A 23,703-nucleotide genomic window follows, 5' to 3' on the forward strand; every position below is an offset into this window, starting at 1 on the left:
GCCGATGAACATTACCCGTTTGTTTAACGCCAGCGCCGTGGTGCTGGCGCTGGTATCGGCCGGCGTCGCCGCGCCGGTGCTGGCGGCGCCGACGGCACCAGCCACCTCGGCTCCCGTCCCCGCCTACAACCTCGACGCCGACGTCAACCTGGCCCTGAAAACCTTCGACGTGCCGGGCATCGCGATTGCCATCGTCAAGGACGGCAAAGTCGTCGCCACCAGGGGCTACGGCGTGCGCAAGCTGGGCGACCCTGCGCCGGTGGACGGCAAGACGCTGTTCGAGGTGGCGTCCAATTCCAAGGGCTTTACCGCCGCCGCGCTGGCGATGCTGGTCGATGAAGGCAAGCTGAAATGGGATGACCCGGTGACCATGCACCTGCCGGGCTTCCAGATGCACGACTCGTACGTGACCGGCGTGATGACCATCCGCGACCTGCTCACGCACCGCAGCGGCCTGGGGTTGGGCGCAGGGGACCTGCTGTGGTGGCCGAGCACCGCGTTCTCCACCGACGAGATCATCGCCCGGCTGCGGTACGTCAAGCCGGCAACCAGCTTCCGCAACAGTTACGCGTACGACAACCTGCTCTACATCGTGGCCGGCAAGATCATCGCCGAAAAAGACGGCAAGACCTGGGGCCAGGCTATCCACGACCGCATCCTGGCGCCCTTGGGCATGACCGGCACCAAGACCAGCGTAGCCGACATGCTGGCGACCGAGAACCACTCGGCGCCGCACAGCCGCATCAATGGCAAGGCGGCAGTGGTCAAACCGATGCCGGTGCCGAACGCCGACGGCGCGGTGGGCATCGACACCAATGCCGAAGACCTGGCGCGCTGGATGAACACCCTGATGAACGGCGGCAAAGGCCCGGACGGCAAGCAGCTGGTCAGCAGCAAGCAGATCGATGAGTTGTGGAGCCAGCAAACGCCGATGCGCATCCGCGATCCGAAGCCGGCGCTCGCTGCCACCAAGCCCAATTTTGCCGCCTACGGCCTGGGCTTTTCGCTGCGCGATTACAAGGGCCGCAAGATCGTCATGCACGGCGGCGCACTGCAGGGCTTTTATTCGACGGTGCTGATGGTGCCGGAAGAAAAACTGGGCATCGCGATTTTGACCAATGCCGAAAATGGCCCGGCCATGGCCGCGCTGTACTGGCGCATCCTGGACCAGTACCTGAAGGTGCCGGCTAGCGACTGGATCAAGCTGTACGCGGAACAGCAGGCGGCAATGCGCAAGGAAGAAGAGGAGCGCCAGGCCAAGGCGACGACAGCGCGCGCGGCAGCGTCGCAGCCATCACTGCCGCTGGCGGCGTACGACGGCGAGTACGAGGATCCCTGGTACGGCGTGGCGACCATCGGCGAAGAAAACGGCAAACGCATCATGCGCTTTACGCGCACGCCGGATTTGACGGGAGAGCTGGAGCACTTCCAGCACGACACCTTCATCGTGCGCTGGAAGGAACGCAATTTCAACGCCGACGCCTACGTGACGTTCTCGCTCAACCCGGACGCCAGCATCGACCGCATGAAGATGGCGCCGATTTCGACCGAGACCGATTTCAGCTACGACTTCCAGGACCTGGAATTCAAGCCGAAGGCGAAGAAGTAAATCCTCGCGCCGTATCCTGGCGCGCATCGAGCCTTAACAGCTGCGACATGTACTGCGGCGTGATGCCCAGGAACGACGCCACCACCTTCTGCGAGATGCGCTGTTCGAGACCCGGGTAGTCGCGGCGGAACGCCTCCAGGCGGCCCTGTGCCGGGCACACGCTCAGGTACAGGCGCCGGCTTTGATCCATGATGCCGCACTCGGATACCTTGAGATAGTAATCGCGCAGCACCGTATTCTGCTCGGCCAGCGCCCAGAGCGCGCGCCAGTCGAAGCGGTAGGCCTGCACCGCTGTTTCCGCCACCACGAAATTATGCGCCGGCGCGTTGCCCATGGCGCGCAGCACGTCGTCGTGCGACACGGCCAGGTGGCCGTCGGTGCGGAAGTACAGCGTCACCTCGTTGCCGTTCTCGGGCAGGAAGCCGGCGCGCGCCACGCCGCTGTGCAGCCAGTGAATGTACTGCACCACCTCGCCGCTGCGCTGCAATTGCTCGCCCTTGCGCACGCTGACATGCGTGGCCAGTGGCGCCATCAGGCGTGAAATCTCGTCGTACATTTCAGGGGCTACCCGAAAACGCTCGGAGAGGACTTGCCGGTATTTTGCCCGGTGATCTAGGAATGCCTGGTTCATATTCTGTGATTAGGTTCGGCCCGAAAAGGCAGCCAGCAGTGTAAACCCTTTTTGATTCAAAAGTGCAAATTTCATTGTGATTTGGCATTAATCCAATAGTGCTGACGACAACCAAGAGTGCAACCTGCAAGCGATTGCAACGAGGAATAAAGATCCATTTTGCTAGTCACGATAAGGCGCCGTTGCTCGGTTGTTTGTCCGCAACAGCTGGCCGCGACGCCCCCGCCCGTTTCAAAATTTTAAGCAACATTTACCAGGCATTGCGCTAGAGTGGGACCTCTGCGCCACACTTATTGGCGCGTGCTGCCTGAGCGGGGTGTCGTCGCGTGAAGAAGATTTTTGCAGTCGAACAGGGCTTCCGACAAGTGCTTGCGCCGTTGGCGTTGGCAGCGGCCGGTGGCGCCGGCACCATGTTGGCCGGCTGGGGCGCCTGGGGTTGGTACACGGTGTTGTGGGCTGCATTGCTGCTGGCCGGCGCCGCGTGGTGGGGCGTCGGGCAGGGGCCTGCGGCTGGCGACGACGCCATGATCGGCCGCTACCTGCACGGGCGTGATGCGTTCGGCGCGGCGGTGCTGCCGGTGTGGAGCCGCCACATGGAAAACTCGCGCACCCAGATGGAAGACGCGGTGGCCGACCTGGCCACGCGCTTTTCCAGCATCGTCGATAAGCTCGACAACGCGCTGCATGTCTCCAGCCTGGCGGGAGATCAAGGTGGCGGGCAGTCGATGACCGCCGTGTTCTCGCACAGTGAAACCCAGCTCGCGTCGGTGGTGGCGTCAATGAAGTCGGCCATGCAGTCCAAGCAGGCCATGCTGGCGCAGATCCGCGACCTCGAACGTTTTACCCGCGAACTGCGCGACATGGCCGAAGGCGTGGCCAGCATCGCCGCCCAGACCAACCTGCTGGCGCTCAACGCCGCCATCGAGGCTGCGCGCGCCGGTCCCGCCGGCGCGGGCTTCGCTGTGGTGGCGCAGGAAGTGCGTCACCTGTCGAGCCGCTCGGCCGAGACGGGCCGTAATATCTCGCAGCGCGTGGGCCAGATCAGCAGCGCCATCCTGGCCGCCAGCCAGGCCGCCGAGGCATCGAGCGACGCCGAAGACCAGAGCATGCAGTCCGCCGAAGGCATGATCGATACCGTGCTGGCCAACTTCCGCAGCATGACCGACGCGCTGGTGCAATCGTCCGACCTGCTCAAGCAGGAAAGCGTTGCCATCCAGGGCGAAGTGGGCCAGGCGCTGGTGCAACTGCAGTTCCAGGACCGCGTGAGCCAGGTGATGTCGCACGTGCGCGAAAACCTCGAACTGATGCCGACGGTGCTGGCAGAGAATCGCCGCCACTTCGAGGCCACCGGCGAGCTGCTGGCGCCCGATCCGGCGCCGCTGCTCGATGCGCTGAAGAGCACCTACGCCATGGCCGAGGAACACGCGGTGCACGGCGGCTCGCGCCTGGTAGCGCCCAAGGCGGCGGACGCCGACGAGATCACTTTTTTCTGAACGGGATAAAACAGCATGGCAAAGACGATACTGGTGGTCGACGATTCGGCCTCGCTGCGCCAGGTGGTGGGCATTGCGCTCAAGGGCGCGGGCTACGACGTGATCGAAGGGCGCGATGGCGCCGATGCGCTCACCAAGTGCACCGGCCAGAAGATCCACCTGGTTGTGTGCGACGTGAACATGCCCAATATGGACGGCATCACCTTCGTCAAGGAATTCAAGAAGCTGGCCAGCTACCGCTTTACGCCGGTGATCATGCTTACCACCGAATCGCAGGAGAGTAAAAAGGAAGAGGGCAAGGCGGCCGGCGCCAAGGCGTGGGTGGTCAAGCCATTCAAGCCCGAGGTGCTGCTGGGCGCAGTGGCCAAGCTGGTGCTGCCGTGAGCCAGCAACTGGTGCTCGAAGGCGAGGTCAATATCTACCGCGCCGCCGACCTGAAGATCGAGGTGCTCGCTGCGCTGCGCGCGGGGCCAGTGCTGGAAATCGACCTGGCCGGCGTGACCGAACTCGATACGGCCGGCTTGCAGGTGCTGATGCTGGCCAAGCGCACCGCCACGCTGGAACAGCGCGAACTGCGGCTGCGCAACCACAGCCCGGCCGTGGTGGACGTGGTGGAGATGCTGAACCTGGGCGCGTTCTTCGGCGACGCCGTGCTGATACACAGTTGAGGAGTCCATCATGAACCTGGACCAGGCGCTGCAAACCTTTATCACCGAAAGCCGCGAGCTGCTGGCCGACATGGAGCACGCGCTGCTCAATATCGACCTGGCCCAGGACCTCGACGGCCAGGGCGAGGCGATCAACGCCATCTTCCGCGCTGCCCACACCATCAAGGGTTCGGCCGGCCTGTTCAGCCTCGATCACATGGTAGCGTTTACCCACGTGGTGGAAAGCCTGCTTGACGCCGTGCGCGACGCCCGCGTGGTGATCGACGACGACATGGTCACGCTGCTGCTGGCCTGCTGCGACCATTTATCGGGCATGACCGACGGCCTGGCGGCCGGCCGGTACGAGGCCGACCCGGACACCACGCCCGAGGGCGAACGCCTGCTGCTGCAGCTGCGACGACGCATGGGGGTGGTTGACGAACCGGCGCAGTTGCTGGCCGTGCAACCGCAGTCCGATCTCAACCCCGACCTGGAGCGCATGGCCCAGGCCACGGACGCCGGCGAGAGCGACTACTGGCATATCTCGTTGCGTTTCGGCCGCGGTGTGCTGCAAAACGGCATGGACCCGATCGCGTTCCTGCGCTACCTGGCGCGACTGGGCCGCATCGCCGGCATGGCCACCGTGGCCGATGCGCTGCCGGCGGATGAAGAAATGGATGCGGAACTCTGTTATCTCGGCTTCGAGATCGCCTTCGACAGTACGGCCGACCGCGAGGCGATCCTGGGCGTGTTCGAATTCGTGCAGGACGATTGCGAGATTCGCCTGGTAGCGCCGCGCGGCAAGGTGTCGGAGTACGTGGAGCTGATCCGCGCGCTGCCGGAAAACCCGGCGCGCCTGGGCGAAATGCTGGTGCTGTGCGGCAGCGTGACAGCGACGGAACTGGCCGCAGCGCTGTCGAAACAGTCGCAGCAGTCGCAGCAGGCGCAGACCGAGGCGCAAGCCAACCTGGACCCACAGGACACGCAGGCTACACCTCAGCGCCTGGGCAGCATCCTGGTCGCTGCCGGCCAGGTGGCGCCGGTGGTGGTGGAGGCGGCGCTCACGCGGCAAAAGCAGGTAGTCGAACAGAAGGCACAGGAAAACCGCTCGATCCGGGTCGATTCCGACAAGCTCGATCGCCTGATCGACCTGGTCGGCGAATTGATCATCGCCGGTGCGCGTACCAGCGTGATCGGCCAGCGCCTGCACAATGCCGAGCTGCTGGAGGCGACGTCCACCTTGTCCGGCCTGGTGGAAGAAGTGCGCGACGCCGCGCTGGAACTGCGCATGGTCAAAATCGGCGCCACCTTCAACCGCTTCCAGCGCGTGGTGCACGACGTGGCGCGCGAGTTGGGCAAGGACATCGGCCTGGCGGTCGATGGCGAGGACGCGGAGCTGGACAAGACCGTGGTGGAAAAGATCGGCGACCCGCTGATGCACCTGGTGCGCAACGCCATGGACCACGGCATCGAACCGGCCGCCGTGCGCATCGCCGCCGGCAAGCCGGCGCGCGGCATGATCACCCTGAACGCCTTCCACGAGTCGGGCAGCATCGTGATCGAAGTGAGCGACGACGGCGGCGGCCTGCGCAAGGAAAAAATCCTGGCCAAGGCCATCGAGCGCGGCCTGGTGGACCCGGAACGCAAATTGACCGACGCCGAAATCTACAACCTGATTTTCGAAGCCGGCTTTTCCACCGCCGAGACCATCACCAACCTGTCCGGGCGCGGCGTGGGCATGGACGTCGTCAAGCGCAATATCACCGCGCTGCGCGGCAGTGTCGATGTGCGCAGCATCGAGGGGCAGGGCGCCACCGTCACCGTGCGCCTGCCGCTCACGCTGGCGATTATCGACGGCTTCCTGGTGCAGGTGGGGGCGTCGGTGTTCGTGATCCCGCTCGACACCATCGAGGAGTGCATCGAGTTTGCCGCCGAGCCAGGGCAGGACTACAGCAACCTGCGCGGCCAGGTGCTGCCTTTCATTCGCTTGCGGTCGCTGTTCCACATCGGTGGCGCGCCCACGCGGCGCGAGAGCATCGTGGTGCTACGCTTCGGCAAGGTGCGCGCGGGACTGGTGGTCGATACCCTGCTCGGCGAATTCCAGACCGTGATCAAGCCGCTCAGTCCCATCTTCAGCGAAGTGCGTTGCATCAGCGGCTCCACCATCCTGGGCAGCGGCGACGTGGCGCTGATCCTCGACGTCGGCGCGCTGCTGCAAACGGTGGACAGCCGCGTTACCGCGTCCGCGCTGGCTGCCTGATGAGGAGCACCGCCATGAACCTGGCCACGGTCAATCACAACGCCGAAGCGCTGCCCACCCAGTACCTGACCTTCCTGCTGGGCGACGAGCGCTTCGCGGTCGGTATCCTGCACGTCAAGGAGATCATCGAATACGCGGGCACCGCCACCGTGCCGATGATGCCCGACTGCGTGCGCGGCGTGATCAACCTGCGCGGCGCGGTGGTGCCGGTGATCGACCTGTCGGCGCGGTTCGGACGCGGCGTGGCGGCGATCGGCAAGCGCACCTCGATCATCATCGCCGAGATCGACGACGGCGACGGCAAGCAGGTGCTGGGCATGATGGTCGATGCGGTCAGCGCGGTGGTGGAGATCGAAGCGGCCGATATCGAACCGGCGCCGCCGTTCGGCGCCCGCATCCGCGCCGACTTCATCGCCGGCATCGCCAAGTGCCAGGGGCGCTTCGTGATCCTGCTGGCGCTCGAACGGGTGCTGTCCACCGGCGAGGTGGTAGAGCTGTCGCGTCACGCCGTCCCGATGGTGGCCAGCCCCCCATGACAACAGCAATTCTGACCGACCGCGAATTCTCCCAGTTTCAACGCTTTATCTACGATGCGGCCGGCATCAGCATGGCGGACGGCAAGCAGGCGCTGGTGAGCGGGCGCCTGGCCCGGCGCCTGGCGCACCACCGGCTCGAGAGCTACAGCGACTACCTGCGCCTGCTGCAAAGCCGGGCCGATCCCGCCGAGCTGCAAGTGGCGATCGACCTGCTCACCACCAACGAGACCTATTTTTTCCGCGAGCCGAAGCACTTCCAGCTGCTGCGCGACCTGGCGCTGCAGGCACGGGACAAGGGCCGCGTGCTGCGCGTGTGGAGTGCCGCCAGTTCCAGCGGCGAGGAAGCGTACAGCATCGCCATGGTACTGGCCGACGTGCTGGGCGACGCCGCGTGGGAAGTACTGGGCACCGACATCAGCCGCCGGGTGCTGCAACGCGCGCGCAACGGCCACTATCCGCTCGAACGCGCCAGCCAGATGCCGCACGATTATCTCAGGCGCTTTTGCCTGAAGGGCCAGGGCAGCGAGGACGGCACCATGCTGATCGAACGCGCGCTGCGCCAGCGGGTACAATTTCAGCAGGTGAATCTGAATGAAACGCTGCCCAGGCTGGGCCAGTTCGACGTGATATTCCTGCGTAACGTGATGATCTACTTTAACCTCGATACCAAGCGCCAGGTGGTGGCGCGCCTGCTGTCGCTGTTGCGACCGGGCGGCCATTTTTTGATCGGGCATTCGGAAACCCTCAATGACATCAACGACACGCTGTCGGTGGTGGCGCCATCGGTCTACCGCAAGGACAAGCAATGAGTGACATCAAGGTCATGATTGTCGACGATTCGGCCGTGGTGCGGCAGGTGGTGAGCGCCCTGCTCAACGCCGCGCCGGGCATCGCCGTTACCTACGCGGTGGCCAACCCGCTGCTGGCGATCGAGCGCATGAAGATGCAGTGGCCCGACGTGATCGTGCTGGACGTGGAAATGCCGAAGATGGACGGTATCTCGTTCCTGCGCAAGATCATGGCCGAGCGGCCCACGCCGGTGGTGATCTGCTCCACCCTCACCGAGAAGGGCGCGCAGACGTCGGTGGAGGCGCTGACCGCCGGTGCCGTGGCCGTCATCACCAAGCCGCGCCTGGACCTCAAGCAGTTTTTGCACGACAGCTCGGACGAACTGGTGGCGGCCGTACGCACGGCCGCCGGCGCCCACGTGGTCAAATCCAGGTACCACGCGCCGCTGCCGCCGGTCCCTGCCAAGCTCAATGCGGACGCCGTGCTGTCTCTGGGCGATGCGCGGCCCATGACGGCTACCACCGAACGGATCGTCGCCATCGGCACGTCCACCGGTGGCACCCAGGCGCTCGAAGAGGTGCTCACGTCCTTGCCGCGGGTTTGCCCCGGCATCGTGGTGGTCCAGCACATGCCCGAAAAATTCACCGCCGCCTTTGCCGCGCGGCTCGACAGCGTATGCGAGGTACGGGTCAAGGAGGCCGCCAATAACGACCGCGTGCTGCAAGGCCAGGTGCTGATTGCGCCCGGCGGCAAGCACATGCTCCTGCGCCGCAATGGCGCCCAGTATTTCGTGGAAGTGGTCGATGGGCCGTTGGTCAACCGCCACCGGCCGTCGGTGGACGTGCTGTTCCGCTCGACCGCGCGCGCGGCCGGCGCCAATGCGCTGGGCGTGATCATGACGGGAATGGGCGATGATGGTGCGGCGGGCCTGCTGGAGATGCTCAAGGCGGGTGCACGCACGGTGGCGCAGGACGAGGCGTCGTGCGTGGTGTACGGCATGCCCAAGGAGGCGGTCAAGCGCGGGGCGGTGGAAAAAACCGTGCCGTTGACGGCGATTTATCGCGAGATCCTGCAGCAGCTGGGCTGACCCCTGAACCCTATGGGGTTCAGGGGTCGTACGGGTTTAAGGCTTGACGAATTTGAGCGTCATGCGATCGCTCTCGCCGATCGCCTGGTACTTGGCGCGGTCTTCATCCTTGTTGGTGAAGGTTGGCGGCAGCGCCCACACGCCATTCTTGTGGTCGGCCTTGTCCTTCGGATTGGCATTGATTTCCGACTTGGCGGCCAGCTTGAAGCCTGCCGCTTCGGCCAGGCCGATCACGTACTTCTCGTGCATGTAGCCGGTGCTGGCGGTAGCGTCCTGGGTTTGCGAGGCTGGCAGGCGGTGCTCCACCACGCCGAACACGCCGCCCGGTTTCAGGCTGTCGTACACGCTGGTAAACAGTGCCTTGAGGTTGTCCGGGCCGGTCGGAATCCAGTTGTGGATGTTGCGGAACGTGAGCACCATGTCCACGCTGTTATTCGGTGCGAACTCGTATTTGCGCGGCGGCGAAAACACCCCCAGCGCCACCTTGTTGTACACGGCCGGATTGGCGTTCAGGCGTTCCATGAAGCGCTCGGCGCCCTTGCGTTCGCGCTCGTTGGGCGAGGCCAGGTCGTTGCCGGCGGCGATCAGCTTGCCGTTGTCGCGCAGGTAGGGCGCCAGGATCTCGGTGTACCAGCCGGCGCCGGGCGCCAGTTCCACCACCGTCATGTTCGGGCGGATGCCGAAGAAAGTGAGCGTCTCGTAAGGATGGCGGCTGGCGTCGCGCTGCACGTTGGCGGGCGTGCGCGAGCTGGCGCCGATGGCGGCCTTGAGCTTCGCGTCTACCGCTTGCGCCGAGGCGCCGCCGGCGGCGAACAGCGTGGTGCAGGCCAGAGCGGCCACGAGGTATTTCTTCATACTCGATCTCCTGAAGGTTCGATGAGGCGATGACGGCGCCGCGCGCCGCCCTGCGCGATCATGGGCGAGGACCGCACGCAGGTCAAGCGAATCGGCGCTGTCTACCTCCCATGTGTAACGCAGTGTATCGCTGTGGTAGATGGCATACATATTGCTATCGCTATCGTTGATCAGGCGCTAATATTGCCCTGCTGTTGCCCAGGGCGGCTGGCCCGAAAAAAATATCTGGAGAGACGATGGAACGACGTGCATTCCTCAATGTAGGTAGTCTGGCGCTGGGCACGATGTTATTGCCCGCCTTTGGCCGTGCGATTGCGGCCGACGAACTGCTTAAACCGGTCGCCCTGCAGTTCAAGAAAATGCTAGCCGATACCGCGATGACGGCCGCCACCCAGGCCGGCGCCAGCTACTGCGACGTGCGCGTGGGCCGCTACCTGAACCAGTTCATCACCACCCGCGACCTCAATGTCGAAAACGTCGTCAATACCGAGTCGGCCGGCGTGGGTGTACGTGTGATTGCCGGCGGCGCCTACGGCTTTGCCGCCACCAACGACATGACGCCCGACGGCGTGGCCGGCGCCGCCCGCCAGGCCGTGGCGATTGCGCGCGCCAACGCCAAGCTGCAAACCGAACCGGTGGTACTGGCGCCGGTGAAAAGCCTGGGCGAAGTGGCGTGGGCCACGCCCATCGTCAAGGACTGGCGCACGGTGCCGATCAAGGAAAAGGCCGAGCTGCTGATCACCGCCAACAAGGCCGGCATGGACGGCGGCGCGAACTTCATGCAGTCGATGCTGTTCCAGGTGAACCAGCAAAAATACTTCGCGTCCACCGACGGCTCGTACATCGACCAGGACGTGCACCGCCTGTGGATGCCGATGTATGCCACCGCCGTCGACCAGAAAAGCAACAAGTTCCGTACCCGCCAGGGCCTGTCGTCGCCGGTGGGCATGGGCTACGAATACCTGGACGCGCGCCCCGAGCACAAGGTCAAGGCAGCCGGCGGCGTGGCCACCCTGTACACCAAGTCGTACGACTTGATCGAGGATGCGCGCGCGGCCGGCAAACAGGCCAGACAGAAGCTCACCGCCAAGTCGGTGGAGCCGGGCAAGTACGACCTGGTGCTCTCGCCCGAGCACCTGTGGCTGACCATCCACGAATCGGTGGGGCACCCGACCGAGCTCGATCGCGTGCTCGGCTACGAAGCCAATTACGCCGGCACCAGCTTCGCCACGCTCGATAAATGGGAAACCAGGAAATTCAAGTATGGCTCGCCGATCGTCAACATCGTCGCCGACAAGACCACGCCAGGCTCGCTGGCCAACGTGGGCTACGACGACGAGGGCGTGCCGTGCAAGCGCTGGGACATCATCAAGGACGGCATCCTGGTCAACTACCAGGCCACGCGCGACCAGGCCGCCATCATCGGCGAGAAGGAGTCACACGGCTGCTCGTACGCCGACAACTGGAGCAGCGTGCAGTTCCAGCGCATGCCCAATGTGTCGCTGCAGGCCGGTAAAAAGCAGCTCACGCCGGACGAGATGGTCAAGGACGTCAAGAAGGGGATCTATATCGTCGGTGACGGTTCGTTCTCGATCGACCAGCAGCGCTACAACTTCCAGTTCGGCGGCCAGCTGTATTACGAAATCAAGAACGGCAAGATCGGCCAAATGCTCGAGGACGTGGCCTACCAGTCGAACACCCAGGAATTCTGGAACGCCTGTACGGCCATGTGCGACGAGCGCGATTGGCGCATGGGCGGCTCCTTCTTCGACGGCAAGGGCCAGCCTTCGCAGGTGTCGGTGGTGTCGCATGGGTCGAGTACCACCCGCTTCAACGGGATCAATGTAATCAACACTGCCCGCAAAATCGCCTAGAGGTCGTTTCAAAAAGACCGCAGCGTCGTTGCAGCGCCTTGCCGTGCAGGCGCACTGTCTTCGGCGCTGCGCCTAGCTGCGCTCATTTTGAAACAACCTCATTTGGAGAAAGATAATATGAAAAACCTCAACCAGGACGACGCCAAGCGCATTTGCGACAAGGTACTGTCGTTGACCAGCGCCGACCAGTGCGAAGTGAACCTGACCGGCAGCCGTAACGGCAATATCCGCTATGCCCGCAACGCCGTCTCCACCGCGGGGCTGATCGAAAATACCGAGCTGGCGATTGCGGTCGCCTTCGGCAAAAAGCAGGGTGTCGCCACCCTCAACGAGCTTGACGACAAGTCGATCGAGCGCGCGGTGCGCCGTGCCGAAGAGCTGGCGCGCCTGGCGCCGGACAACCCGGAGTTCATGCCCACGCCAGCGAAGCAGCAATACAAGGCCAGTGAAACGTTCTTCCAGAAGACCGCCGACATCGACCCGGAATTCCGCGCCCAGGTGGCTGCCTACAGCATCGAGAACAGCCGCAAGAACAAGCTGGTGGCCGCCGGCTTCTTTACCGACAGCGACCGGTTCACGGCGGTGGCCAATTCCAACGGCATCTTCGGCTTCCAGCGCGACACTGGCCTGGACTTCACCATCACGGTGCGCACCGAAGACGGGCGTGGTTCCGGCTGGGCCAAGCGCAGCGTGGGCGACGCCAGCAAGTTCGACGCGCGCGAAGCGTCCGACGTCGCCATCGAAAAAGCCCTGCGCTCGGTGGAAGCGAAGGCGCTGGAGCCGGGCCGCTACACGGTGGTGCTGGAGCCGGCCGCCACGTCCGACATCCTGGCCTACATGTTCAACGACTTCGGCGCGCGCGAGGCCGACGAGGGCCGCAGCTTCCTGTCTAAAAAAGGCGGCGGCAACCGCAAGGGCGAAAAGCTGTTCGACGAACAGGTCAACGTATGGTCCGATCCATGGGACGCCAACGTGGCGGTGCTGCCGTGGGATGGCGGCTCGATGCTGGCGCGCGAACGCCAGGATCTGATCAAGAACGGCCGCATCCAGGACCTCAACTACTCGATGTACTGGGCCAAGAAGCAGGGCCAGCGCGCGGTGGGTACGCCCGGCAACATCATCATGGGCGGCACCGGCAAGTCCACCGAGGAGCTGATCGCCAACACCAAAAAGGGTGTGCTGGTCACGCGTACCTGGTATATCCGCATGGTCGATCCGCAGTCGGTGCTGCTGACCGGCCTGACGCGCGACGGCACGTTCTACATCGAGAACGGCAAGATCAAGCACCCGATCAAGAACTTCCGTTTCAACGAAAGCCCGGTGTCGATGTTGAACAACATCGATGAACTGGGCCGGCCGGAGATTCTGTCGGGCGACGAGTCGCCGTACCAGTTGCTGGTGCCGGCCATGCGCGTGCGCGATTTCAATTTCACGTCGCTGTCGGACGCGGTGTAACTATAAACTGGAGTATCAGTGGAACGACGTTCATTCTTAAAGGTCAGCGCTGCCGCCGGCGGCAGCTTGCTGATCCCGGTTTTCGGTAACGCGATTGCGGCCGACGAGTTGCTTAACCCGATGGCCGTGCAGTTCAAGAAGTCGCTGGCCGACGCCGCACTCAATGCAGCCACCAAGGCCGGCGCCAGCTATTGCGACGTGCGCATCGGCCGCTACCTGAACCAGTTCATCACCACGCGCAACCTCAACGTGGAAGACATCGTCAACACCGAGTCCTCCGGCGTGGGCGTGCGCGTGATTGCCGGCGGCGCCTACGGCTTTTGCTCGACCAACGTGATGACGCTCGATTCGGTGGCCGAGGCCGCGCGCCAGGCCGTGGCGATCGCGCGCGCGAACTCGAAGCTGCAGCTGGAACCGGTGGTGCTGGCGCCCGTCAAAGGCGTGGGCGACGTGGCATGGGCCACGCCGTTCAAGAAGGACTGGCGCGCGGTGCCGATCAAGGAAAAGGCCGAGTTGCTGATCGCCGCCAACAAGGCCGGGCTCGACGCCGGCGCCAACTTCATGCAGGCCAACCTGTTCCAGGTCAACCAGCAAAAATACTTCGCGTCCACCGACGGCTCGTACATCGACCAGGACATGCACCGCCTATGGTCGCCATTTACTGCCACCGCCGTGGACAAGGCCAGTAACCGCTTCCGTACCCGCGACGGCCTGTCGTCGCCGGCAGCGATGGGTTATGAATTCTTTGACGCGCTTCCTGAGCACAAGCTCAAGGCCGCCGGCGGCGTGACCACCTTGTACAACGGCGCGTACGACCTGATCGAAGATGCGCGCGCGGCCGGCCGCCAGGCGCGCGAAAAGCTCACCGCCAAGTCGGTGGAACCGGGCAAGTACGACCTGGTGCTCTCGCCCGAACACCTGTTCCTGACCATCCACGAATCGGTCGGCCACGCGACGGAACTGGACCGCGTGCTCGGCTACGAAGCCAATTACGCCGGCACCAGCTTTGCCACGCTCGATAAATGGCAGAGTAAGAAATTCAAGTACGGCGCCGACATCGTCAACTTCATTGCCGACCGCACCACGGCGGGGTCGCTGGGCTGCGTCGGTTACGACGACGAGGGCGTGCCGGCCAAGCGCTGGGACATCATCAAGGACGGCATCCTGGTCAACTACCAGGCCACGCGCGACCAGGCCCACGTGATCGGCGAGAAGGAATCACAAGGCTGCTCGTATGCGGACAGCTGGAGCAGCGTGCAGTTCCAGCGCATGCCCAACGTATCGCTGGCGGCGGGCAAGAAGCAGCTGACGCCCGACGAGATGATCAAGGACGTCAAGAAAGGCATCTATATTCTCGGCCGTGGTTCGTTCTCGATCGACCAGCAGCGCTACAACTTCCAGTTCGGCGGCCAGCTGTATTTCGAAATCAAGAACGGCAAGATCGGCAGCCAGCTCGAAGACGTGGCATACCAGTCGAACACCCAGGAATTCTGGAATGCCTGCACCGCGCTGTGCGATGCGCGCGACTGGCGCATGGGCGGCTCCTTCTTCGATGGCAAGGGCCAGCCGAGCCAGGTGAGCGCGGTGTCGCATGGTTCGCCCACTACGCGCTTCAACGGCATCAATGTGATCAACACCGCACGCAAGATAGGATAACCATGAAGATGCTCACGCAAGACGAAGCAAAACGGATTTGCGACAATGTGATGGGGCTGTCGAAAGCCGACGAATGCCGGGTGCAGATTTCGGGCAGCCAGCGCGGCAACGTGCGCTATGCGCGCAACAGCGTCTCCACCGCCGGCCTGGTGCAGAACACCCAGCTCACCGTGAGCGTGGCCTTCGGCAAACGCCAGGGCACGGCGTCGGTGAACGAGTTCGATGACAAGTCGCTGGAAAAAGCCGTACGCCGCGCCGAGGAAGTAGCGCGCCTGGCGCCGGAGAACCCGGAGTTTCTGCCGGCCGTGAAAGGCCAGTTGTATAAACCGTCGTCCACGTTCAGCGCGGCCACCGCCGCCATCGATCCCGAGTACCGCGCCAGCGTGGCTGGCGCCAGCATCGAGATGGCCCGCAAGAAGGGCCTGGTTGCCGCCGGCTTCTTCAGCGACACCACCGGTTTCGAAACGGTGGCCAACTCCAACGGCGTGTTCGGCTACCAGACCCTGACCAACCTTGGTTTCACGGTCACCACCCGCACCGAGGACGGCCTCGGTTCGGGCTGGGTCACGCGGTCGGCCAACGACGCCGCCAGACTCGACGCCCGCGAGGCATCCGAGATCGCCATCGAAAAGGCGCTCACTTCGGTCAATGCGAAAGCCATCGAACCGGGGCGCTACACGGTGATCCTGGAGCCGGCCGCCACGTCGGAAATCATCGGCCGCATGTTCGGCGCGTTCGACGCGCGCCAGGCCGACGAGGGCCGCAGCTTCCTGTCGAAAAAAGGTGGCGGCAATCGGCTCGGTGAAAAGCTGTTCGACGAGCAGGTCAACCTGTGGGCCGATCCGTGGAATCCGGACGTGCCGGTGCTGGGCTGGGACAATGCCTCGATGCTGGCGCGCGAGCGCACCGACGTGATCAAGGGCGGCAAGATCGCCTCGCTCGACTACACGCCTTACTGGGCCGAGAAGCAGGGCAAGCGCGCTACCGGCCGCCATGGCAACATGATCATGTCGGGCGGCGGCAAGTCCACCGAGGAGCTGATCGCCTCGACCAAGAAGGGCGTGCTGGTGACGCGCACCTGGTATATCCGCATGGTCGATCCGCAGTCGCTGCTGCTCACCGGCCTGACGCGCGACGGCACCTTCTACATCGAGAACGGCAAGATCAAGCACCCGATCAAGAACTTCCGCTTCAACGAAAGCCCGGTCTCTATGCTCAACAATATCGAGGAACTGGGCAAGCCGGTCGTGATCGGCGGCGACGAAGTGCGCTACCAGATGATGATCCCGCCGATGAAGGTGCGCGACTTTAACTTCACGTCGCTGTCGGACGCGGTGTAGGCATCCCGAAATATAACGAGAGGGCGGACAGCTGTGGCCTGGGATTTTTACTTCACCCGCCTGACCTACGAGTCGGGCGACTGGGACGTCGATGTGCGCATGCCCAGCAACGTGCTCAATTCGCTGGTCGAGTACACGACCTTGCGCGTCGATCCGGTGGAGCGCATCGTGGCCCTGTCCGACCCCAAGATGCTCGAGGCGCCGTTCTGTTACTTCGCCGGCCACAAGCTGGTGCAGTTCACGCCGGCGGAGCGCAAGAACCTCGAGCGGTACGTCAAGGGCGGCGGCTTCGTGTTTGTCGATGACTGCAACCACGACATCGACGGCCTGTTCGCCAAGTCGTTCGAGTCCGAGATCGCCAGCATCTTCGGCAAGCGCGCCTTGCAGAAGATCGCCAACAACCACGCGATCTATTCGAGCTTCTTCAAGTTCGAGGGACCGCCGACCACCGGTGTGGAACTCAATGGCTGGGGCGACGACCTGGTCCACGACTACCTGAAGGCGGTGGAAGTGGGCGGGCGGGTGCGCATCCTGTACAGCAACAAGGACTACGGCTGCGAATGGGACTATGACTTTCGCAACAAGCGCTTTCTGGCGGTCGACAACACCCGCTTTGCGGTCAATATCATTCAATACGCGTTGGGAGCTTAAATGAAGGATGCGGTGGGCGCAGTCGCCTGGGACGAAACGGAAATCGGCGCCTTGTGCGCGAAGGTGGCGGCGCTCAAGGGCAGCATGTCGAAGGTGATCATCGGCCAGGAAAACGTGATCGACTCGCTCATCATCTGCCTGCTCGCTGGCGGCCATGCGCTGGTGGAAGGCGTGCCGGGACTGGGCAAGACGCTGCTGGTCAAGTCGCTGTCGCAGGCGACCGACATGGCGTTTCACCGCGTGCAGTTTACGCCCGACCTGATGCCGTCCGATATCGTCGGCACCGAGATCCTGGAAGAAGATCAAGCCACGCGCAAGCGCACGTTCCGCTTCCAGCCCGGCCCCGTGTTCACGCAGGTGCTGCTGGCCGACGAGATCAACCGCGCACCGCCGAAAACCCAGTCGGCGCTGCTCGAGGCGATGCAGGAGCGCAGCGTCACCTTCGCCGGCCAGACCCACATGCTGCCGCGCCCGTTTTTTGTACTGGCGACGCAAAACCCGATCGAGCAGGCCGGCACCTATCCGCTGCCCGAGGCGCAGCTCGACCGCTTCCTGCTGCGTATCGACGTCGTCTATCCGACCGAGGAAGAGGAAATCCGCATGGTCGCCGCCACCACCAACGCCGGCCTCCGCGATGCCGAGCCGGTGATGGACGTAGCGACGCTGCTGCGCCTGCAGCAGCTGGTGCGCGATATCGAAATCGGCGACCACCTGCTGGCGTACGCCACCCGGCTGGTGCGCGCTACCCGCCCGGCAATCACCACCGTGCCGGCGGTGCAGCAGCATGTGGGCTGGGGCGCCGGCCCGCGCGCTGGGCAGGCGCTGGTGCTGGCCTCCAAGGCACGGGCGCTGATGCACAACCGGCTGGCGGTCACCCGCGAAGACATTGCAGCCATGCTGCTGCCGGTGCTGGCGCACCGCGTGATCCGCAACTTCGAGGCGGAGGCAGATGGCGTGGCAATCGCCGACATCCTGCTGGCGCTGCGCGAGCATATCCGTCCAGACTAATGGCCGCTACAACCAACGCCATGATGGCCGCCACGCGCGACCTGGAGCTGGTGATCCGCCACGTGCTGGCTGGTCTCGGCCACGGTATCCACGCGGGCCGCGAACGTGGCGCCGGTGTCGAGTTCTCCGAGTACCGCGCCTACGCCCCCGGCGATGAATGGCGCCGCGTGGACTGGAAGTTGCTGGCGCGCGCTGACCGTTATTTCGTGCGCGAGGCGGAACGCGACAGCCACGTCGCCACCTGGCTGTGGCTCGACGCCACGGCGTCGATGGCGGAACCGAGCCGCGAGCTCGAAGGCGTCAATAAACTGTGGTTCGCGCGCACCGCGCTGGCCTGCATGGCCGCCATTGCCCAGCGCCAGGGCGACGCCTTTGGCCTGGCCATTTGCAGCGGCGGCAAGGTAGCGTTTACGCCGGCCGATCGCGGCCCGCGCCACTTGCAGCGGGTGCTGGCGCGGCTGGCGGCGGCGCGGCCCGACGGTTTGCCGCCAACGGCGCAGGTACTCAAAGCGAGTTTGCACTTTGCGCGTGCGCCCGGCCTGGTGCTGGCCGCCACCGATGGCCTGGACTGGCACGGCCAGTCTGGGCCGTCGACATTGTCCGAAGCGCTGCTGCGCCTGCGCAAGCTGCACCACGACGTGCGCCTGCTCACGGTGCGCACGCGCGCCGAGGTCGATGCCGATTTTGCTTCAGGCGCGGCGTACCGCGATCCCGAGCAGGACGCCGGCCTGCACCGGTATACAAAATCCGACCGCGCCGCGTACCTGGAGCGCAGCGGCGCGCACTTCGCTGCGATTGCCACCAGCTGCCGCCAGAACGACATGGTCCACCACGAGGCGTGCATTGAGCAGCCGCTGGCCGACGTGCTGCGGCGCTGGCTGCAGAAAGCGGGAGCGCGCGGTTGATCACCAGTAGCTATCCCTGGTGGTGGCTGGCGCTGCCGGTGCTGTTGCTGCCGATCTGGTGGCACCGCCAGAAACGCCAGCGCCTCGACGCCACGCCGCTGGCCACCGCGCGCTTTTTACCGGCTGCCGCGCCCGAGCAGTTGCGCGTGTGGCAGTGGCGCGACCGCCTGCTGTTGCTGGTGCGCTGCCTGTTGCTGATATCGCTGATCGCCTGGCTGGCCGCCACTGTGTTGCCGTGGCGCGGCGACACGGTGCTGGTCGATGCCGGCGCCGACCAGGCCTGGGCTACGCGCCAGATTGCCGATGCCGGCATGAGCGACGCGCGCCGTATCGACCTGCCGCCCGACGCGCTGGCCTGGCTGCGCAAGAACGAACGTGACTGGCGCGCCGACGCGCGGCTGCTGATCGTGGCGCGCGAAGGGCAGATCGGCATGACCGCGCGGGCGCCGCAGTTCGGTCATGCGGTGGAATTACGGGTGCAGGCTGCGTCCGTCGCCCCCGCCGCGCCAGCGGTGCAGCACCAGGTCGTGCTGTCAGCAACGTCCGAACGCGAGCCCGCGTGGCGCTCGCTGTTTGCCGCATTTGGCCAGGCTGGCGATGGCGCGCAACGTTATGCGCTCGCCACCGCGCCTGTCGCCGCAACCGAATTGATCGTCTGCGACACGCCGGGGCTGGCGCCGCCGCCAGGCTGGCGCGCGCCCCACTGGTGGCTGCGGGCCGGCAGTGACAAGGACTGGCCTGAACTGGCCAAGGCCACGACCATCACCATCAACGGCATTACCTTGCGCTATGCCGACAGCCCGCGCGGCCGGCTGTGGACCTCAACCGCTTTCCCGCCGCGAGACGCGCAGACGGCGCGCGCGTTGTACCAGACATGGCGCCTGCTGGCTGCGGCACCGGCGCCGGCGTACCCGGCGCCGTCGCACAAGTTTTCCACGGCAGCGGCAGCGGCAGTGGCCGATGCCAGTCCCGCGCACTGGATCGCCTGGCTCCTGCTGGCCCTGTTTTTACTGGAACGGAGTCTGACCCATGCCCGCCGCGCCTGACCTGTTGCGCCAGCGGCTGTGGGCCGCCGTGCTGCGCCGCCGCGCGCCATGCTGGCTGGCCGCCTTGGTCCCGCTGGTAGCTGCCCTTGTCCTGTTGCCGGCCATGCGCGCGTGGCTGCTGGCGGCATTTGCCGCCTGGGTGCTCGGCCTGGCGCTGGATGCCTGGCGCTGGCATCGGCGCATCGCCGGGCAGTGGAACGCCTGGCTCGACGCCGCCGTGCCGGCAATGGAAGACAGCAGCGCGCTGCTCGCAGCCGAAGCCCGTACGCCAATGGCGCGCTTGCAGCAGCAACGCTTGCAGGCGCGCCTGGCTACCAGCCTGACCGGTGACGACTACCGCGCCATTGCCCGCCACCGCGCACCGCTGGCCACGCCGTCGTTTGTCGCGCCGATAGCGCTCGCGTTGATCGCCGTCGGCGCCGCCTGGTTCTACGATGCCCGTGCCGCACACGTGTCCGCTCCAGCCGCCGCAGCGCCAGCGGCCAACCTGCCCGTGGTCGCCGGTGAAGTCTACCTGCGCGTGGCGCCGCCTGGCTACACCGGCGTGGCCGCCTTCGAGACCGGCGCCCGCGATATCCAGGTGCCGCAGTATGCGCAGGTGCAGTGGTGCGTTCGTCAACCAGCCGGGCAGCCGCCTGCCAGGGCGGTGGTGGAACTGAGCGACGGCGCCATCCTGGCCGTGGGCGAGGTCTGCGCCAGCCGCCGCGTGCAAGACTCGCTGTTCTGGCGCGCCGGTAAGGCCGGCACCGCCGGCGGCGCGCGCTATAACATCCGGGTTACACCCGACCAGGCGCCGCAGGTCACCATCGCCGAGCCGAAAGAATTGATCCACCTGCTGGCCAAGGACGCGACAACCGCGCGCATCGCCGTGGTGGTGCGTGACGATTACGCCATCGTGCGCGCCAGCCTGCATATGACGCTGGCGCGCGGCAGCGGTGAGAACGTGCGCTTCACCGACCGCGAAGTGCCGCTGCCCAAATCCAGCGACCCGAAGCACCGCAACTGGAACAAGCAGTGGACCCTGCTTGAATTGGGCATGGAGCCGGGCGACGAACTGTACTTCTTCGTGCGCGCCACCGATAACGACCCGGAAAACCCGCATACCGTGCAGTCGCCGACCTACACGCTGCGCCTGCCGGGACCCGAGGCCGAAAGTGTCGATTCGACCGCGCTGCCCACCATGGTCAAGCCGGAGAGCTTGCGCAGCCAGCGCCAAGTCATCATCGATACCGAGCAACTGGTGGCGGACCTGCAGGCGCGGCCGAAGCTGGCCGACCTGCGCGCGCGCAGCGAGGCGATCGCCGCCGACCAGGCCGCGCTGCGGCTGCGCTACGGCCAGTTCCTGGGCGAGGAATCGAGCCTGTTCGGCGACGAGCACGGCCACGAAGAGCATGGTGAGCATGAGGGACATGGGGGACATGAGGGGAAAAAGGAGCATGGGGAGGAAGCACAGCACGGCAAGCAGTCGCTGGGCACCGAAGTGGGCGCCATGCAGCGCTTCGGCCACGTCCACGACCAGGAAGACAACGCCACCATTTTCGATCCGCAAACCAAGGCGATATTGAAGCGCGCGCTGGCGGCCATGTGGGATGCTGAAAAATCGCTGCGCGCGGTCGCGCCCAAGGCCGCACTGGGGCCGGAATACAAGGCATTGGAGGCCATCAAGGAACTGCAGGCCGCCGAGCGCGTGTACCTGCACCGCACCGCCTTTGTGCCGCCCGCGCTCAAGGAGGAAAAGCGCATGAGCGGCGACATGGTGGGCGCCATGAGTTACAAGCGCGCGCAAGGCGCCCCCGACGACACGGTACCGGCCGAAGTGCGCGACCTGGTGCAGGCGCTGGCGCAGGACGGCGCGTTGCCGGCGCTGTGGAGCAAGGCCGCGCGCGACGCCATCGGCGCCCGCATCGCCGACCCCGAACAGAAACTGGCGGCACAACGCGCAGTACAGGATGTGCAGGATGGCTGCGTGCCTTGTCGCGGCCCGCTGCGCGCCTGGCTGCGCGGCACCCTGACCGACGCGCCGGTGCTGGTGCAGGGACGCACCGCAGCGCAATCGCCGTTCGTGAACGCCTGGCGTAACGGGGAAAAGCAGAACCCGGAGCCGCAACCATGATCACGATCACCCAACTGGCGCCTGCCTGCGTGGCACTGGCTGTCGGCATCCTCAGCGCCGTCCTGTATGGCCGGCGGCGGCGATGGCTCGATGCGCTGCTGGTCCTGCTGGCGGGTGTGGCGCTGGCCGCAGCGCTGGCCGAAGTCCGCCTTCGGGTACCTGCGCCCGCGCAGGCGGTGACCACCGATAGCCGTGGCGCCATCGCCGACGCCCAATTGCAGGCGATTGCCGATGCCGGCGCGATCGACCTGGCCGGTGACGGCCTGCGCGCCGCGCAATGGCAGGATCTGCCGGCCCGCCCGCTGCGCTGGACGCCAGGTAAAGAAGAAGCGCTGTCGCTCGATTTCCCGCGCACGATGGCGCTGGGCCGCGTGTTTACGCTGACCATGCATCGCCCGCAAGCCCAGGGCGCGTGGCGGCTGCAACTGCTGGCCGAGAATGGCCAGGTGCTGGCTGATTCCGCCACTGGCGCCTCCGATGGCGCCGATGCCACGCGTGCCGCCAACGCCGCCATTGCCGCCATTGCCGCCAATGCCGTCAACACTGCAAAGGTCCCTGGCAAAGCCGGCGATCAATCAACGCAACGATCGGTGCAATGGCTGCCGCCAGTGGCCGAAGCGATGGTCCTGCAAGCGCGCGTGCTCGACACCGGCGGCAAGGTCGTCGCCGCCGGGCCGGTACCGCTGCAAGTGACGGCGCCGGTGCCGCTCAATATCGTCGGCCGCTTCAACGCGCCGTCGTTCGACGCCAGCGCCCTCAATCGCCTGCTGACCGACGGCGGCGCGGTGCTCGACTGGCAGGTGGTGCTGGGCAAGGCGATTGCCCGCAGCGAAACCGCACGCGCACCGATCACTGCGCCGAACGCGCTGGTGGTCGATGCCGCCCACGTCGAGCAACTGGCGCCAGGCGCGCGCACAGCCTTGCTGGCGCAGGTGCGGCAGGGCGTACCGCTGGTGGTCCTGGGCGGCAATGCGGCCGATGCGGCGTTGTGGCAGCGCGAGCTTGGCCTGCGGGTGCGGCCGCAGTCGCCGACCACGGAACAGGAAGATCAGCGCCGGTTCACCATCGCCGGCGAGGAGATGACACTGGCGCCGGCTGCGCTCAATCCGGACGATGCGCCCGGCGGCGAGTGGACCGTGCTGGCGCGCGACAGCAAGTCGCGGCCGTGGGCCTGGCAGAGAACCATGGGGCCAGGACGCGTGGTGTGGATCGGCGTGGCCGACTGGCACCGCTATGCGATCAGCGCGCCACGCGCGCTGGCGCTGTGGTGGCAGGGGGCGATGGATGCGATGGCGCTGGCCGGAGAACACAAGACCGGCTGGGTGTTGGCGGACCCGCTACCGTTGCCTGGTTTGCGCACCGAGATTTGCGCGCAGGGCGTCAAACCGGGCGCAGTGCTGCGCATCGACGGCCTGGCCGATGTCCGCCTGCTGGCGCGGGAAGACAAAGCCGATGCCGTGTGCGCTGCCGTATGGCCGCCGCAGCCGGGGTGGCTGGTGCTGCGCAGCGCGGGCCTGGAAGCGGGGCGCCAGTACGTGTATGCGCCCGGCGACTGGCCGGCGTGGCAGCGGGGATTGCGGCGCGAGGCGACCGCTGTTTATGCAGCGCGGGCCAGCGGTATCGAGGTCGCCGGCACCGCCAGCCATGTTCGGCCGCTGCCGGTGATGCCGTTCGCGGTACTGTTTGCGTTGTGCCTGCTGGCGCTTTGGTGGCGCGAACAAAGCAGCAACCCCAAGTCCGGGTAACGG

General features: G+C 65.4%; 20 protein-coding genes. 18 read left to right on the forward strand and 2 right to left on the reverse strand.

The window, feature by feature from the left end; translation table 11 throughout:
* Positions 1 to 4 precede the first annotated feature (4 nt).
* Positions 5 to 1,609 carry a serine hydrolase gene (locus DUPY_RS06190; RefSeq protein WP_070246960.1) on the forward strand — a complete coding sequence of 535 codons (1,605 nt, stop codon included), beginning with the start codon at positions 5 to 7 and terminating at the stop codon, positions 1,607 to 1,609.
* Here the strand turns inward: DUPY_RS06190 and DUPY_RS06195 are convergent.
* On the reverse strand, positions 1,587 to 2,165 hold the full coding sequence (locus DUPY_RS06195) for a Crp/Fnr family transcriptional regulator (RefSeq protein WP_070246961.1): 579 nt from the start codon (positions 2,163 to 2,165) through the stop codon (positions 1,587 to 1,589). The genes DUPY_RS06190 and DUPY_RS06195 overlap by 23 nt on opposite strands.
* A 401-nt stretch (positions 2,166 to 2,566) precedes the next feature.
* On the opposite strand from DUPY_RS06195, the gene DUPY_RS06200 reads away from it, so the two are divergent.
* The 7 genes from DUPY_RS06200 to DUPY_RS06230 are packed head-to-tail and all read left to right on the forward strand — an operon-like array spanning position 2,567 to position 9,052.
* A complete protein-coding gene (locus DUPY_RS06200; protein ID WP_070246962.1) occupies positions 2,567 to 3,733 on the forward strand; it encodes a methyl-accepting chemotaxis protein in 1,167 nt (388 codons plus the stop codon).
* A gap of 15 nt (positions 3,734 to 3,748) precedes the next feature.
* Complete coding sequence (locus tag DUPY_RS06205; protein ID WP_019923537.1) at positions 3,749 to 4,117, forward strand: response regulator; 369 nt, start codon at positions 3,749 to 3,751, stop codon at positions 4,115 to 4,117.
* Positions 4,114 to 4,401, forward strand: a complete 288-nt coding sequence (locus DUPY_RS06210; protein WP_208600006.1) for an STAS domain-containing protein — start codon at positions 4,114 to 4,116, stop codon at positions 4,399 to 4,401. Before DUPY_RS06205 ends, DUPY_RS06210 begins: the two co-directional genes overlap by 4 nt.
* Positions 4,402 to 4,411: 10 nt before the next feature.
* The gene (locus tag DUPY_RS06215) at positions 4,412 to 6,640 is read left to right on the forward strand and encodes a chemotaxis protein CheA (RefSeq protein ID WP_070246963.1); all 2,229 of its coding nucleotides are present in this window, start codon (positions 4,412 to 4,414) and stop codon (positions 6,638 to 6,640) included.
* A gap of 14 nt (positions 6,641 to 6,654) precedes the next feature.
* A complete protein-coding gene (locus tag DUPY_RS06220; RefSeq protein WP_229255253.1) occupies positions 6,655 to 7,176 on the forward strand; it encodes a chemotaxis protein CheW in 522 nt (173 codons plus the stop codon).
* Entirely contained in the window at positions 7,173 to 7,985 is an 813-nt protein-coding gene (locus tag DUPY_RS06225) for a CheR family methyltransferase (RefSeq protein WP_070246965.1), read from the forward strand. The genes DUPY_RS06220 and DUPY_RS06225 overlap by 4 nt, the downstream gene beginning before the upstream one ends.
* On the forward strand, positions 7,982 to 9,052 hold the full coding sequence (locus tag DUPY_RS06230) for a protein-glutamate methylesterase/protein-glutamine glutaminase (protein WP_070246966.1): 1,071 nt from the start codon (positions 7,982 to 7,984) through the stop codon (positions 9,050 to 9,052). Before DUPY_RS06225 ends, DUPY_RS06230 begins: the two co-directional genes overlap by 4 nt.
* 36 nt (positions 9,053 to 9,088) lie before the next feature.
* On the opposite strand, the gene DUPY_RS06235 is transcribed toward DUPY_RS06230, so the two are convergent.
* The gene (locus tag DUPY_RS06235; RefSeq protein ID WP_070246967.1) at positions 9,089 to 9,907 is read right to left on the reverse strand and encodes a class I SAM-dependent methyltransferase; all 819 of its coding nucleotides are present in this window, start codon (positions 9,905 to 9,907) and stop codon (positions 9,089 to 9,091) included.
* A 236-nt stretch (positions 9,908 to 10,143) separates the two neighbouring features.
* On the opposite strand from DUPY_RS06235, the gene DUPY_RS06240 reads away from it, so the two are divergent.
* From DUPY_RS06240 to DUPY_RS06285, 10 genes are all read left to right on the forward strand, one after another.
* The gene (locus DUPY_RS06240) at positions 10,144 to 11,781 is read left to right on the forward strand and encodes a TldD/PmbA family protein (RefSeq protein WP_070246968.1); all 1,638 of its coding nucleotides are present in this window, start codon (positions 10,144 to 10,146) and stop codon (positions 11,779 to 11,781) included.
* Between the two features lie 117 nt (positions 11,782 to 11,898).
* On the forward strand, positions 11,899 to 13,236 hold the full coding sequence (locus DUPY_RS06245; RefSeq protein WP_070246969.1) for a TldD/PmbA family protein: 1,338 nt from the start codon (positions 11,899 to 11,901) through the stop codon (positions 13,234 to 13,236).
* A gap of 18 nt (positions 13,237 to 13,254) precedes the next feature.
* Complete coding sequence (locus DUPY_RS06250; RefSeq protein WP_070246970.1) at positions 13,255 to 14,892, forward strand: TldD/PmbA family protein; 1,638 nt, start codon at positions 13,255 to 13,257, stop codon at positions 14,890 to 14,892.
* A gap of 2 nt (positions 14,893 to 14,894) precedes the next feature.
* Positions 14,895 to 16,232, forward strand: coding sequence for a TldD/PmbA family protein (locus DUPY_RS06255; RefSeq protein ID WP_070246971.1), 1,338 nt, complete (start codon positions 14,895 to 14,897; stop codon positions 16,230 to 16,232).
* A gap of 33 nt (positions 16,233 to 16,265) precedes the next feature.
* Positions 16,266 to 16,883: a DUF4159 domain-containing protein gene (locus DUPY_RS06260; protein ID WP_141749440.1), complete on the forward strand. Its 618-nt coding sequence runs from the start codon at positions 16,266 to 16,268 to the stop codon at positions 16,881 to 16,883.
* A complete protein-coding gene (locus DUPY_RS06265; RefSeq protein WP_070246973.1) occupies positions 16,884 to 17,891 on the forward strand; it encodes an AAA family ATPase in 1,008 nt (335 codons plus the stop codon).
* Complete coding sequence (locus tag DUPY_RS06270) at positions 17,891 to 18,796, forward strand: DUF58 domain-containing protein (protein ID WP_070246974.1); 906 nt, start codon at positions 17,891 to 17,893, stop codon at positions 18,794 to 18,796. Before DUPY_RS06265 ends, DUPY_RS06270 begins: the two co-directional genes overlap by 1 nt.
* Positions 18,793 to 19,842: a BatA domain-containing protein gene (locus DUPY_RS06275; RefSeq protein ID WP_229255254.1), complete on the forward strand. Its 1,050-nt coding sequence runs from the start codon at positions 18,793 to 18,795 to the stop codon at positions 19,840 to 19,842. The genes DUPY_RS06270 and DUPY_RS06275 overlap by 4 nt, the downstream gene beginning before the upstream one ends.
* Positions 19,826 to 21,955, forward strand: coding sequence for a DUF4175 family protein (locus tag DUPY_RS06280; protein ID WP_070246975.1), 2,130 nt, complete (start codon positions 19,826 to 19,828; stop codon positions 21,953 to 21,955). The genes DUPY_RS06275 and DUPY_RS06280 overlap by 17 nt, the downstream gene beginning before the upstream one ends.
* A complete protein-coding gene (locus tag DUPY_RS06285; protein WP_070246976.1) occupies positions 21,952 to 23,700 on the forward strand; it encodes a hypothetical protein in 1,749 nt (582 codons plus the stop codon). Before DUPY_RS06280 ends, DUPY_RS06285 begins: the two co-directional genes overlap by 4 nt.
* The last annotated feature ends 3 nt before the right edge of the window (positions 23,701 to 23,703 follow it).

The organism is Duganella phyllosphaerae, assembly GCF_001758785.1.
Taxonomy (GTDB): Bacteria; Pseudomonadota; Gammaproteobacteria; order Burkholderiales; family Burkholderiaceae_D; genus Rugamonas; species Rugamonas phyllosphaerae.